This window comes from Phyllobacterium sp. 22552, assembly GCF_052044585.1.
Lineage (GTDB): Bacteria > Pseudomonadota > Alphaproteobacteria > Rhizobiales > Rhizobiaceae > Phyllobacterium > Phyllobacterium ifriqiyense.
Genome location: NZ_JBQENG010000007.1, coordinates 225,847 through 238,630, shown reverse-complemented (window position 1 = coordinate 238,630; position 12,784 = coordinate 225,847). Strand labels below are relative to the sequence as shown.

11 protein-coding genes and 1 riboswitch are annotated in these 12,784 nt (G+C 52.7%); of the genes, 5 read left to right on the top strand and 6 right to left on the bottom strand.

Annotated elements, in window-relative coordinates; translation table 11 throughout:
- The first annotated feature begins 44 nt into the window (after positions 1-44).
- The 4 genes from ACTJI9_RS17515 to ACTJI9_RS17500 all read left to right on the top strand — a co-directional run bounded on the left by ACTJI9_RS17515 (position 45) and on the right by ACTJI9_RS17500 (position 4,236).
- Complete coding sequence (locus ACTJI9_RS17515) at positions 45-1,160, top strand: ABC transporter substrate-binding protein (protein ID WP_115055021.1); 1,116 nt, start codon at positions 45-47, stop codon at positions 1,158-1,160.
- A 64-nt stretch (positions 1,161-1,224) separates the two neighbouring features.
- On the top strand, positions 1,225-2,052 hold the full coding sequence (locus tag ACTJI9_RS17510; protein WP_115055020.1) for an ABC transporter permease: 828 nt from the start codon (positions 1,225-1,227) through the stop codon (positions 2,050-2,052).
- A gap of 4 nt (positions 2,053-2,056) precedes the next feature.
- The gene (locus ACTJI9_RS17505) at positions 2,057-2,869 is read left to right on the top strand and encodes an ABC transporter permease (RefSeq protein WP_115055019.1); all 813 of its coding nucleotides are present in this window, start codon (positions 2,057-2,059) and stop codon (positions 2,867-2,869) included.
- On the top strand, positions 2,866-4,236 hold the full coding sequence (locus ACTJI9_RS17500; RefSeq protein ID WP_440809676.1) for an FAD-binding oxidoreductase: 1,371 nt from the start codon (positions 2,866-2,868) through the stop codon (positions 4,234-4,236). Before ACTJI9_RS17505 ends, ACTJI9_RS17500 begins: the two co-directional genes overlap by 4 nt.
- Positions 4,237-4,357: 121 nt before the next feature.
- Here ACTJI9_RS17500 and ACTJI9_RS17495 read toward each other — a convergent pair whose 3' ends face one another.
- On the bottom strand, positions 4,358-5,407 hold the full coding sequence (locus ACTJI9_RS17495) for an SGNH/GDSL hydrolase family protein (protein ID WP_440809674.1): 1,050 nt from the start codon (positions 5,405-5,407) through the stop codon (positions 4,358-4,360).
- Positions 5,408-5,754: 347 nt separating this feature from the next.
- On the opposite strand from ACTJI9_RS17495, the gene hisC reads away from it, so the two are divergent.
- On the top strand, positions 5,755-6,816 hold the full coding sequence (gene hisC, locus ACTJI9_RS17490; protein ID WP_440809671.1) for a histidinol-phosphate transaminase: 1,062 nt from the start codon (positions 5,755-5,757) through the stop codon (positions 6,814-6,816).
- Between the two features lie 122 nt (positions 6,817-6,938).
- Here hisC and nrdF read toward each other — a convergent pair whose 3' ends face one another.
- The 5 genes from nrdF to ACTJI9_RS17465 form a co-directional block, all read right to left on the bottom strand.
- Positions 6,939-7,928 carry a class 1b ribonucleoside-diphosphate reductase subunit beta gene (nrdF, locus tag ACTJI9_RS17485; protein WP_115055017.1) on the bottom strand — a complete coding sequence of 330 codons (990 nt, stop codon included), beginning with the start codon at positions 7,926-7,928 and terminating at the stop codon, positions 6,939-6,941.
- Positions 7,929-7,942: 14 nt separating this feature from the next.
- Positions 7,943-10,096, bottom strand: coding sequence for a class 1b ribonucleoside-diphosphate reductase subunit alpha (gene nrdE / locus ACTJI9_RS17480; RefSeq protein ID WP_440809667.1), 2,154 nt, complete (start codon positions 10,094-10,096; stop codon positions 7,943-7,945).
- Complete coding sequence (gene nrdI / locus ACTJI9_RS17475; protein WP_440809664.1) at positions 10,066-10,479, bottom strand: class Ib ribonucleoside-diphosphate reductase assembly flavoprotein NrdI; 414 nt, start codon at positions 10,477-10,479, stop codon at positions 10,066-10,068. Before nrdI ends, nrdE begins: the two co-directional genes overlap by 31 nt.
- Before the next feature lie 14 nt (positions 10,480-10,493).
- A complete protein-coding gene (nrdH, locus tag ACTJI9_RS17470; RefSeq protein ID WP_307277369.1) occupies positions 10,494-10,715 on the bottom strand; it encodes a glutaredoxin-like protein NrdH in 222 nt (73 codons plus the stop codon).
- Between the two features lie 245 nt (positions 10,716-10,960).
- A riboswitch (cobalamin riboswitch) is annotated at positions 10,961-11,183 on the bottom strand.
- A 108-nt stretch (positions 11,184-11,291) separates the two neighbouring features.
- Complete coding sequence (locus ACTJI9_RS17465; protein ID WP_337353417.1) at positions 11,292-12,623, bottom strand: MFS transporter; 1,332 nt, start codon at positions 12,621-12,623, stop codon at positions 11,292-11,294.
- Between the last annotated feature and the right edge of the window lie 161 nt (positions 12,624-12,784).

The following is a 12,784-nucleotide window of genomic DNA, read 5'->3' as shown; positions in this document are numbered from 1 at the left end:
GCTGCATTCAGGAATGTGACAACAACAATCCAGAGGGAAACAAAATGGATCACGCATTTCAAAAAGACTGCCTCGAAATACTGGCCAGCAAAGTCGAGCGGGGCGAGATTAGCCGCAGGCGCTTTACGCAGATGGCTGCGATATTTCTGGCGGGTGCACCAGCGCTTCTCCGATCCACCGGTTCTTATGCTCAGGCCAAGGAGCTTGTGCTGGTCAATTGGGGCGGTGATGCCATGACTGCCTATGACAAGGCCTATGGCCAGCCTTTCACCAAGGAAAGCGGTGTTACCGTCAAGATGGACGGTTCAGGCCCCACGGAAGGAGCGGTCACAGCACAGTTCAAGAGCGGCAAACCGAGCTGGGACCTCCTTGATATCGATCCTTTCTCCGGTATTTCACTCGGCAAGCAGGGAATGCTTGAGCCAATCGATTACGCTATTGTAGACAAGAACAAGATGCGCCCCGGCTTTGGCTGGGACACAGCGGCATCAACCTATTTCTTCTCATACATCATTGCCTATGACTCTTCGAAATTTGGCGATCAGGTACCCACCGGCATGGCAGATTTCTTCGACGTGAAGAAGTTTCCCGGCAAACGCTCCATGTACAAATGGGGTGCAGCCATGTGGGAAGCGGCTTTGATGGCTGATGGGGTTGCACCGGAAAAACTTTACCCGCTTGATCTCAAGCGTGCCCACGACAAGATTGCGGCTTTCAAGGAAAATGTTGTGGCCTATTGGGGCGGCGGCGCAGAAAGCCAGTCCGTTTTGATCGACGGTGAAGCCTCCATGGCATTGATCTGGTCGACGCGCGCGCAGCTTATCGAGCAGGATTCAGGCGGCACGATCAAATTCGTCTGGGATCAGGGCCTGATCTCACCCGGTGCTTTGGCCGTTATGAAAAACAACCCCGGCGGCAAGGACAATGCGATGAAATTCATCGCCAGCGCGCAGACCCCTGAGCGGCAACTTGAAATGTTCAATCTCCTGGGCCAAGGCCCAGCAAATCCGGCAACCGATGCGCTGATACCGGACGAGAAGAAACGGATAAACTGCGTTGATCCAGCCAACATGGCCAAGCAGGTCCCGCTGGACATGGAATGGTACGCCGAAAATTATGGCAAGGCATTCGACGAATATACAAAAGTCATTTCAGCCTGAGGAAAAATGGCGCGTGATCAATGATCCCGCGCCATTTTCCACACACTGCAACAAGGGACGTTGAATGGGCTCGGCAACCTCCAGAAAATTCCTGCTATTGGGACCATTGCTCCTGTTTCTGGGGCTCGCCTATGTCGTGCCTTTTCTGGGTGTGGTTCGTTGGAGCTTTACCTTGCCCGAGACCGGTTTTGGTCAGTATATAGCCGTGTTTACCGATCCGCTCGTCCAGTCTGTTTTCGTTCGCACACTGCGCATCTGCCTGATTGTAACCGCCGCCTCGCTCATCACAGCTTACGCAATCGCCTATGTCTGGGTGCGCGGCAGCTCAGTCCAACGCGCGCTCGCTGAATTTTGTATTCTTGTGCCCTTCTGGATTTCCGTGCTTACCCGCGCCTTTGGCTGGCTGGCGATGCTGTCCAATCGCGGGCTGATCAATACATGGCTGCAATCGGCCGGTATCATCAGTGAACCGCTTGCACTCGCCCGCAATGAGTTTGGCGTCATTGTCGGTATGACGCATTTCCTCATTCCCTTTGCTGTATTTCCCATCGCATCCGCCATGCGCAGCATCGATGAGCGTGTATTGCTGGCGGCGCGGGGCATGGGCTCATCCAGGAGCCGCACGTTCTGGACAGTTTTCCTGCCTTTGACCTATGGCGGATTGATCGGTGCCGCGCTCATCGTCTTCGTGTTTGCACTTGGGTTTTTCGTCACACCGGCGATCCTCGGCGGCGGTCGAAGCGTTATGGTAGCGGAGCTGGTTTATCTTCGCATCTTCCAGAGCCCTGACTGGGGACTTGGCGCCGCAATCAGCGTGGTACTGGTGCTGTTTATCGCGATTTTGCTGGCACTGCTGCGGCGCTTTATCAAACCCGCGCATATGGTGGGGTAGAGTCATGCAATCCTCACGCCCCGGTCCCGTACTTCTTATTCTTGCTACAGCCGTCGCACTCTTCCTGCTGATGCCGCTTGTCGCGGTGATACCGGTTTCATTCACCCCTGCCCGATTTCTTTCTATGCCATCCGGCAATCTCTCGCTTCGCCATTATCAGGCTCTTCTCGATAATCCGGCCTGGCTCCAGAGCATTCTGCTCAGTCTGCGCATCGGCATTGTGTCGAGCATTTTAGCAACAGCATTGGCGACCATGTTCGGACTTGGAATCTGGATGTTCCAGCCACGTTTTTCAGCCTTGCTGATCGGCTTCGTGCTGTTGCCGCTCATTGTTCCGCCAGTTGTTTCAGCCATGACGCTTTATTTCCTGATGACCACCCTGTCGAGCTTTAACAACTGGATCGGATATGACACCTGGCTCGGCGTTGCCCTCGCCCATGCTGTGATGATAACGCCCTTTGCGGTCGTCCTCATTCTTGTTTCCCTGTTTCAGGTTGACCGGCGCATAGATCTTGCGGCTCGCGGTCTCGGCGCCAATCTGGCCACCCGCGCATTCAAGGTCATCATCCCCAATATTAAATTTGGCATAGCGACTGCGGCGCTTCTTTCCTTTGTCCTTTCCTGGGAGGAAATCGGTGTCACCCTCTTCATTACCAGCGTCAATGCAATCACCCTTCCCCGGCTCATGTGGATGGGTCTGCGCGACAATATTGATCCATCCATTGCCGCAATTTCGGTTCTTCTGATCCTTGTCACTGCCGCCATACTTGCCTTGAGAATTATCATTGACCGGCGCAAGGCTACGGACCCTCAATGATACCCGAAAATATCCTTGCCAAACTTGAACTCATCGTGGGTGCCAGCGGGCTAAAGACCGGAGAAGCCCTCGCCATGATCCATCCGGGTTCCGACGAGCGTAATCTCGATGCCACCATAATGGTGACACCCCGAACCACCGGGGAAGTTTCTGCTGTCCTTCGTTTGTGCAACGAACAGCGGATTGCAGTTATTCCCCATGGCGGGCGGACAGGATTAGTGGGTGGAGCCGTATCCCTGGTTGGACAAATCATCCTCTCTTTATCATCAATGAACACTATCGAAATGGTGTCTGCATCCGCTGGCACAGCAATCGTTCAAGGCGGTGTCACCTTGTTTGCGCTACAGGAAGCGGCGGCACATCATCATCTTTCCACAGGCATAGACATTGCATCACGCGGCACTGCCACGATAGGCGGAATGATCTCAACCAATGCCGGTGGCATGGAGGCTTTCCGGCACGGTGTCATGCGCCAGCGCGTACTCGGTCTTGAAGTGGTCCTCCCCGACGGGCGCGTCATGAGCGATATGGCGCAGGTGCCGAAATCAAATGAGGGATATGACATAAAACAATTATTCATTGGCGCGGAGGGCACGCTCGGCATCGTAACGCGTGCGGTGATTAAACTTGCGCCTCCCGACGCATTGACCGCAACTGCGCTCGTCGCCTGCCAATCGGCGGCTGCCGCGGTTTTACTGTTCCATCAATTGCAGGCGAATCATGATGTGCATTTGCTGCGGGCCGAATTCATGGCGCACGACTATTTCGTGGTGGCAGTCGATCATCTTGGACCGCCCTCGCTCGCTGCTATCGCCCGGGCTCCCATTTACCTGATCATCGAAACCGATGCTGCCGATCAGGCATCGGCGCAATCTGCTCTGGAAAATGCTCTGGCGCTGACCATAGAAGACGGCTTGGTTCTTGATGCAATTCTTGCGCAGAGCGAGAAGGAACGCCGTGAGATCTGGAACATACGCGAAGACAGCAGTGTCATTGATCGCGTCCACCCGAACGGTCACTGGTTTGATATTTCCGTCCCACTACAGCATCTGGAATCCTGGCTGAAACAATTCCACGAAGGAATTGCGATGCTCGGGCCAAATGTTCACGGTTTTGCCTTTGGCCATCTGGGAGACGGAAATCTGCATATTGGCGTCGCCGGAATATCCGACAAGAAAGCAGTAAAGTCGCTGATCTATGCTACCTTGCAGGAAATGGGCGGATCGTTTTCTGCGGAACACGGAATTGGACTGGACAAGAAAACGGAGTTGGCGAGGCTTGCTGATCCGGTCAAGCTCGATCTGATGCTTTCGCTCAAATCTCTGCTCGATCCCAACGGCATCATGAATCCCGGCAAGGTGATCTGAACTGTAAACCAGCTCTGCGGAAGTGTCGCGTTTGATACAAGCATACCATTGCTTGTATCAAACGAACCAAAGTCTTTGACGACTCGCCCTCCCGAATCGACCAATCTTTCATTGTTGTTATCTACTGAAACAAATTCAGATCGATGGAGTCGGCCATCGCCTTATAACCTTTCGCGTTTGGATGGAGGTGGTCTCCTTCATCAAATTCCGCCCGAAGCCTTTTCGGGTTTTCCGGATCGCGAACAGCGGCATCGAAGTCGATCACTGCATCGCAACCCTTGCTGGTCCTGATCCAATCATTGACAGCCTGACGCTTTTCTTCACCTTCCGATTTATAGTAGTTGGCGAAAACAGTCCCCTCATAGGGAGTTAGCGTTGCACAATAGGCCTTTGCTCCATGGCCCTTAATTCTACTGACAAGCTGTTTCAGCCCGCCAATAATCTCGTCTGACGTGACACTCTGTTCAGATAGTCCGGCAGAGGTAGAATGGCCGATATCGTTAATGCCTTCCATGATTACGACCCAGCGTAGATTCGGTACAGACAGGACATCCCGGTCGAGACGCGAAAGCGCACTTGGACCAAACATCGCTTCCGGCTGGTCGTGCAGGATTCGGTTACCGCTAATACCGGCATTGACGACGCCGACCTTTGCTCCATCAGCTTTGCCAAGCCGCTCAGCCAGCACGTCGGGCCAGCGCATGTTCGCATCGACCCCGGAACTGTACCCATCTGTGATCGAGTCTCCGAGCGTCACCAGCGTACCGCCCTCTCCGGCCACCTCAACTCTCGAAAGTACAAATCGCATGGTAGAGGTTTTTGCATCTGGCAGTACAGACGCTTCCGTACTGTCACCCGTCTCAGATAGATAAGCTGTGTGCTCACCAAGCGGATGGACGACTGAAGGTCCTGTCCAGCGTGAGAGAAACAGGCTGACCGCCAGTGTATCAAACGGCGCAACACTGACGTCCACGGGATCAGAAATTGCAGGGGCACCAGCCGGTATGGTTATTGAGCTCTCTCCGCCAAAGGTCAATGCTTTACTGCTGGCAGGATCAATTGACCCTTGTGCATTGCCAGGGCGCGCCACACGCGCCGCTCCTATGACGAGCGGCTGCGTACCAGTTTCATTGGAAAACCGGAACCGGACTTTGGAACCGCCAGCGCTCATCCGAATATATTGCCGTATTGTCGAGTTATTCAATTCTGGCCCACAGGAAAGGCGGGACTGGCACCTCAGCTCCCTTGCCAACTCTCTTGCGCCTGAACGGCCTGAATGGATGTGGAACCCGCAATCAGACAAATAGCAAGCAGCAATAGATCTGCCTTCATGAGACGTCTCATTTTTCTCTCCCTGGGTTTACGTTGGATTATGGGAAGCTGTTCAAAACAGACTAGAGGAAGTTTTGACAAAAACAATTGCAACACCCAAGTGGGGCGGGTCATAAGTTTAGGCTAGCGCATAAGCTTGATTTTGCTATGGAAGAGTACAAGTAATTTTTCAGCGCTGGATGTTTTATGAGCCGTTTCTGGAGCCAGATTGTTCACGAGTTGTCCCCCTATGTAGCAGGAGAGCAGCCCAAATTAGGTAATCTGATTAAACTCAACACCAATGAAAATCCATATGGGCCATCACCGCTTGTGTTGAAGGCGATTGCTGCGGAAACGACAGATTCACTTCGCCTTTATCCCGATCCCACGGCGCTGCAATTGCGGGCAACAATTGCCAGAAGTTACGGTCTTGACGAAAGCAATGTTTTTGTCGGCAATGGCTCCGATGAAGTGCTGGCACATACTTTTCAAGCTTTGTTGAAGCACGATGCACCGTTGCTGTTTCCGGATATTACCTACAGCTTCTATCCTACCTATTGCCGTCTTTACGGAATTGATTTCGACGAAATCGCACTCGATGACATAATGTCAGTTCGCACATCCGATTACCGGCGAAATTGCGGTGCCATCATTTTACCAAACCCAAATGCGCCGACCGGTACAGCACTGCCACCATCGGAAATTGAAAAACTCCTCATCGAGCATCCTGATCAGGTGGTCGTCATCGACGAAGCCTACGTCGATTTTGGCGCTGAAAGCGCTATTCCTCTCGTCAGGAACTACCCAAACTTGCTGGTTGTCCAAACTTTGTCAAAATCGCGCGGACTGGCGGGGCTTCGCGTTGGCTTTGCTGTTGGAGAGTCTTCCCTTATTGAAGCGTTAAATCGCGTTAAAGACAGCTTCAACTCCTATCCGCTGGATCGACTGGCCATCGTCGGCGCTATCGCCGCCTGGCAGGATACAGTTTGGTTTGAAGAAAGCCGCAATAAAATTATGGCGACACGCAACAGATTGGCTTTGTCCATGCGCGGCCTTGGCTTTGAAGTCCTGCCCTCCTCGGCAAATTTTCTGTTTGTCCATCACCCTGCCTGCTCTGCAAAGGAAATTTTTACACAACTCAGAACAAAGGCCATTCTTGTAAGGCACCTGCCCGGCCAGAGGACAAACGACTATTTACGCATCAGCATAGGCACAGACTCCGAATGCGAAAAACTGATTTCCGCATTGCAAGCGATACTGGACAGCTAGGCTGATCAATGCAGAGATTGATGAAACCGCTATAACTAGCTGTTTTGGATTGATTTTTCTGCAAATTACAATCCTCCAGTTTAAGTCGCTCATCATCTACTTTAACTAAAAAGCCTGACCGATCAGAAATCCCAGTCCTCATCTTCCGTGGCGATCGCTTTGCCTATGACATAGGAAGAGCCGGAACCGGAAAAGAAGTCATGGTTTTCATCAGCATTCGGGGATAGCGCTGAAAGAATTGCCGGGTTGACCTTGCAGGCTTCCGCAGGAAAGAGAGCCTCGTAGCCGAGGTTCATCAGTGCTTTATTGGCATTATAATGAAGGAATTTCTTCACGTCCTCGGTCAGGCCGACACCATCATAGAGTGTCTCGGTGTATTTTGCCTCATTGTCGTAGAGTTCAAGCAGAAGATCGAAAGCGAAATCCTTGATTTCCGAACGGCGCTCCTCACCAAGACGTTCCAGTCCGCGTTGAAACTTATATCCGATGTAATAGCCATGTACAGCTTCATCCCGGATGATGAGGCGGATCATGTCGGCAGTATTGGTCAGCTTGGCGCGGCTCGACCAGAACATCGGTAGATAGAATCCGGAATAAAACAGGAAGCTCTCCAGGAACACACTGGCAATCTTGCGCTTGAGAGGATCGGGATTGCGGTAATGTTCGAGGATCAGCGCGGACTTCCTCTGCAAATGCTCATTTTCCTCGGACCAGCGATAGGCATCATCAACGTCAGGTGTCGAGCACAATGTGGAGAAAATGGACGAGTAGGAACGGGCATGCACGGCCTCCATGAAGGAGATGTTGGAATAGACTGCTTCCTCATGGGGAGTGATCGAATCTTCCATGAGTTTTGGCGCGCCAATGCTGGTCTGGATTGTATCGAGCAGGGTCAGCCCCGTGAACACACGAATGGTAAGCTGCTGTTCCTCGGGTTTGAGTGCAGCCCAGGACGGAATATCATTCGACAGCGGCACCTTTTCCGGCAGCCAGAAATTTCCGGTAAGCCTGTTCCAGACCTCAAGGTCCTTGTCATCCTCAAGGCGGTTCCAGTTGATGGCGCGAACGGCTGCAGGAAGCTTTACAGCTTTATTCTTGATTTGAATGTTCATTGTTTCCCCGGAAATCAAAGCGTGCAGGATACGCAGCCCTGCACTTCCGTGCCGGACAGAGCCATTTGACGAAGACGGATATAGTAGATTGTCTTGATGCCTTTCTTCCAGGCATAGATCTGCGCCTTGTTGATATCGCGCGTGGTCGCGGTATCGCGGAAGAAGAGCGTCAGCGACAAGCCCTGATCGACATGCTGCGTTGCTGCAGCATAGGTATCGATGATCTTTTCCGGGCCAATCTCATAGGCGTCCTGATAGTAATCAAGATTATCATTGGTCAGAAACGCGGCCGGGTAGTAGACGCGGCCGATCTTGCCCTCCTTGCGGATTTCGATCTTCGACACGATCGGATGGATCGAGGAGGTTGAGTGATTGATGTAGGAAATGGAGCCCGTGGGCGGCACAGCCTGCAGGTTCTGATTGTAAAGACCGGATACCACCACAGCCTCTTTCAGTGCCAGCCAGTCGGCCTGTGTCGGGATCGCAATGCCAGCTGTTTCGAACAATTCGCGGACCCGCTCAGTTGCTGGCAGCCATTCCTGCGCCGTATACTTGTCGAAATATTCTCCAGATGCATATTTCGAGTTCTCGAAGCCCTTGAAGCTTTGGCCGCGTTCAACCGCTAGGCGATTGGATGCGCGAACGGCGTGATAGGTCACGGTGTAGAAATAGATATTGGTGAAATCGATACCTTCGTCAGAGCCGTAATAAATGCGTTCGCGGGCCAGGTAACCATGCAGATTCATCTGCCCAAGGCCGATGGCATGGCTGTCATCATTACCCTTTTCGATAGAAGGCACCGACGAGATATGGCTCATGTCCGAGACGGCGCTCAGCGCCCTGATGGCCGTTTCGATGGTTTTGCCAAAATCCATTGAATCCATTGCGGCGGCAATATTCAGCGAGCCGAGATTACAGGAGATATCCTTGCCCATATCGCTATAGGACAGATCGGCATTGTATTCGCTCGCCTCGCTGACCTGAAGGATTTCCGAGCACAGATTGCTCATGGTGATGCGCCCTGCAATCGGGTTGGCGCGATTCACTGTGTCCTCGAACATGATGTAGGGATAGCCGCTTTCGAACTGGATTTCGGCCAAGACCTGAAAGAAGTCGCGAGCCTTGATTTTCTTTTTGCGGATACGCGAATCTGCGACCATTTCACGGTACTTTTCTGTCACCGAAATTTCCGTAAAGGCCACGCCGTAGACCCGCTCTACGTCATAGGGAGAGAACAGATACATATCCTCATTGTTCTTCGCCAATTCGAAAGTAATATCCGGCACGACAACGCCGAGCGACAGCGTCTTGATACGGATTTTCTCATCCGCATTTTCGCGCTTGGTATCGAGGAAACGCATTATGTCGGGATGATGTGCGTTCAGATAGACCGCACCTGCCCCCTGTCTTGCACCAAGCTGGTTGGCATAGGAAAAACTATCCTCCAAAAGCTTCATGACTGGAATGATGCCGGATGACTGATTTTCAATCTGCTTTATCGGCGCGCCCGCTTCACGGATATTGGTGAGCGATAATGCAACGCCGCCCCCGCGTTTGGAGAGCTGCAGGGCCGAGTTGATACCCCTCGCGATTGATTCCATATTGTCTTCAATTCGGAGCAGAAAGCAGGACACCAGCTCGCCGCGCTGTTTCTTTCCAGCATTGAGAAAGGTGGGAGTTGCAGGCTGGAAACGCCCGGAAATGATCTCGTCAACCATATCCCGCGCCAGGGTTTCACTTCCTTGCGCCAGCGTCAGCGCCACCATGCAGATGCGGTCCTCGTAACGCTCAAGATAGCGTTTTCCGTCAAAGGTCTTCAGCGTGTAGCTGGTGTAATACTTGAATGCGCCAAGAAATGTTGGAAACCTAAATTTCTTCGCATAGGCATGGTTGAACAGATCGCGCATGAAATTGAAGGAATATTGATCAAGCACCGCGCGCTCATAATAGCCTTCGGTTACCAGGTAATCGAGCTTCTCGCGCAAATTGTGAAAGAACACCGTATTCTGGTTCACATGCTGCAGAAAATACTGCTTCGCCGCCATACGATCCTGATCGAACTGGATGTTGCCCTCCTCATCATAAAGGTTCAGCATCGCGTTCAGCGCGTGGTAATCCAGCACTGGTTCGTTGGCTTTCACTGGTCGTTCGAGCGTGAGCGCGTCCAAAATCGTTCCAATCCATGTTTGACGTTTACGACATCCTGCTCCGTGCCGATCAGCTCGAACCTGTAAAGGTAAGGCACCTGGCATTTGGCAGAGATGATGTCGCCGGCAATCCCGAAGGTCGCTCCGAAGTTACTGTTACCCGCGGAAATCACGCCGCGGAGATTTAAACGGTTTTCCGCCTGGTTGAGGAAGCGGATCACCTGTTTTGGAACGGCACCCTTGCCGCCATCGCCGCTATAAGTTGGCACGATCAAAATATAGGGTGCGTTGATCTTCAGCTCTTCATGAGAACCGATCGGTATCCGTTGTGAGGTGAAGCCCAGCTTGGAAACAAAACGGTGGGTATTCTCCGACCTGCTCGAAAAATAGACGATCCCACTCATGACACCCATCCCTGTCAGGCAAGGGTGCTAATCATATCCGGGCGAAAACCGGCCCAGTGTTTTTCGCCGGCGACAACCACAGGTACCTGGCGGTAGCCGAGACTTTGAACAAGTTCGAGAGCATCCTGATCGTTGGAAATATCAATAACGTCATACTCCATACCCTGCCGGTCAAGAGCTCGGGTCGTAGCGGTGCACTGGACACAGGCCGGCTTGCTGTAAACGACAATATTCATGACTTCCTCATTTGATTTTTGGTCGTGAGAACATGGTCTGGCAGCTCTGATTGCTGCCAGCTAGTTTGGTTTAAAACTGTATGACTTACTCAAGTGCCGCCCGATTTACGGCGGGTCGCCCACAATCAATGCGCTGGATAGGTTTCTCATGCACTTCACCCTGTTGCTCGCTCGTGGAGGGGCAGGGAAGCGTTTTACACGGAAAATCCTCGTGCATTGGCGCGACCGCTCCGGCACCCCGCCGGTGGACTCATCAGATCAAGGCAGGTCTCCTGGCTCGCAGATCAACGCACTTATTCTTGCCTTCCCGGGGCCTAGAGCCCCAGTGACAGTATCGAACAGGTGCTAGCCGCTTACAGTTGCGGGGGCAGCTCCGGCATCACAGTACCTTAAAGGCACCACTCACCGTATTCCCGTCTTAGCTTCCCACTCTCACGAATCGGAAGAACCTTGAACACTATATATAGTAGTGGATGTTAAAAATCCGTCAACAGCTAGATCAAACCAAAATTGAAACTATGCACAGCTGCCAATCAATTTGGCGCTGCGCACGAAATGGAATGAGTGAGGAAGGGACTACACGTCCTGATTGTCGGTCTGACGATTCAAGCTGAGGGCTATAAGCGTGCACACAGCACCGGAGAGCAGATAGCCGCCCGCAGCTATCAGGCCGAAATGGCTAGATAGCAGCAGCGCGACCAGCGGTGCGAAACCCGCCCCGAACAACCATGCCATATCGCTGGTCAATGCCGAGCCGGTATAGCGGAACTTCTTTGAGAAGCGCGAGGCCACTGAGCCGGATGACTGGCCGAAGGACAGACCAAGCAAAATAAATCCAAGGATCATGAAGATCAGTTCGCCGATGTCGCCGCCATCAAGCAATTGAGGAGCAAACCCACTGAACACGGCAATGGCTATGGCGGTGCCGCCCAGCAAATTCCGGCGTCCGACGCGGTCGGCAATCGTGCCCGACGCAAACACGGTAATGACGCCCACAGCCGCTCCGAATGCTTCAATCAAAAGAAAGCGGGCCGGGCCCTGATCCGTAAACAGGAAGACCCAAGACAGTGGAAATACCGTTACCATATGAAAGAGCGCAAAACTCGCAAGCGGTGCAAAAGCACCAATGACCACGTGGCGACCTTCATGCTGTAATGTGTTGGCCACCGTCGTTGGCTGCAGTTCTCTGCTTTCATATAATTTTGCATATTGCGGCGTAACAACCATTCGCAACCGTGCAAACAGCGCCACCACATTAATAGCGAAAGCAACGAAAAACGGATAGCGCCAGCCCCAGCCCAGGAAGTCTTCTGCGGAAAGATTGGCAACGAAAAATGCGAACAGCCCCGCCGCAACCATAAGCCCCAAGGGAGCACCGAGTTGCGGTATCATCGCATACCAGCCACGGCGTTGCTTGGGTGCATTGAGCGCCAGAAGCGATGCGAGGCCATCCCACTCACCGCCCAGCGCAAGCCCCTGTCCTATCCGGAACAGTGCCAAAAGCGCTGCAGATGCCCAACCGACTTGGGCATAACCGGGTAGGAACGCCACCGCAACGGTCGAGCTACCAAGCAGGAACAGGGCAATCGTCAATTTTACGCCACGGCCATAAGTGCGATCGATCTGCATGAAGATAACCGTGCCAATCGGCCGCGCAAGAAAGGCCAGCGCAAAAATACCGAACGAATAGATCGTGCCCGTCAGAGCATCAACATAGGGGAACACCAGTTTCGGAAAGACCAGCACGGAGGCAATAGCATAGACGAAGAAGTCAAAGAATTCGGACGTTCTGCCGATAATCACGCCGATGGCAATCTCGCCAACGTTAACGTCGTCATGTCGCGAGTGAAGGCGCGTTGCGTCCTGCTCAAGCGTTGTCGAAGATGCCGCTCCTGTTTTAGCGCTCATTGCCCGGTGCGCTCCTCGATCAAATATTGAAACCGTTCAGGTTTGCTCGTTTGCGGTCACTGCTAGCGTATCCTTTATCATTGTGACACACTACGGGAGGATTGGGCAAATTGTCCAATGTCGCTCTGACTATGGTGCAGCTAGTGATGGCGCAACTAGGC

What these genes read in the sequence shown, in the direction of transcription:
- nrdH (WP_307277369.1), bottom strand. Translation starts at nt 10,715, where the DNA reads ATGAATATTGTCGTTTACAGCAAGCCGGCCTGTGTCCAGTGCACCGCT.
- ACTJI9_RS17515 (WP_115055021.1), top strand. Translation starts at nt 45, where the DNA reads ATGGATCACGCATTTCAAAAAGACTGCCTCGAAATACTGGCCAGCAAA.
- ACTJI9_RS17465 (WP_337353417.1), bottom strand. Translation starts at nt 12,623, where the DNA reads ATGAGCGCTAAAACAGGAGCGGCATCTTCGACAACGCTTGAGCAGGAC.
- ACTJI9_RS17505 (WP_115055019.1), top strand. Translation starts at nt 2,057, where the DNA reads ATGCAATCCTCACGCCCCGGTCCCGTACTTCTTATTCTTGCTACAGCC.
- ACTJI9_RS17510 (WP_115055020.1), top strand. Translation starts at nt 1,225, where the DNA reads ATGGGCTCGGCAACCTCCAGAAAATTCCTGCTATTGGGACCATTGCTC.
- nrdF (WP_115055017.1), bottom strand. Translation starts at nt 7,928, where the DNA reads ATGAACATTCAAATCAAGAATAAAGCTGTAAAGCTTCCTGCAGCCGTT.
- ACTJI9_RS17500 (WP_440809676.1), top strand. Translation starts at nt 2,866, where the DNA reads ATGATACCCGAAAATATCCTTGCCAAACTTGAACTCATCGTGGGTGCC.
- ACTJI9_RS17495 (WP_440809674.1), bottom strand. Translation starts at nt 5,407, where the DNA reads ATGAGCGCTGGCGGTTCCAAAGTCCGGTTCCGGTTTTCCAATGAAACT.
- hisC (WP_440809671.1), top strand. Translation starts at nt 5,755, where the DNA reads ATGAGCCGTTTCTGGAGCCAGATTGTTCACGAGTTGTCCCCCTATGTA.
- nrdI (WP_440809664.1), bottom strand. Translation starts at nt 10,479, where the DNA reads ATGAGTGGGATCGTCTATTTTTCGAGCAGGTCGGAGAATACCCACCGT.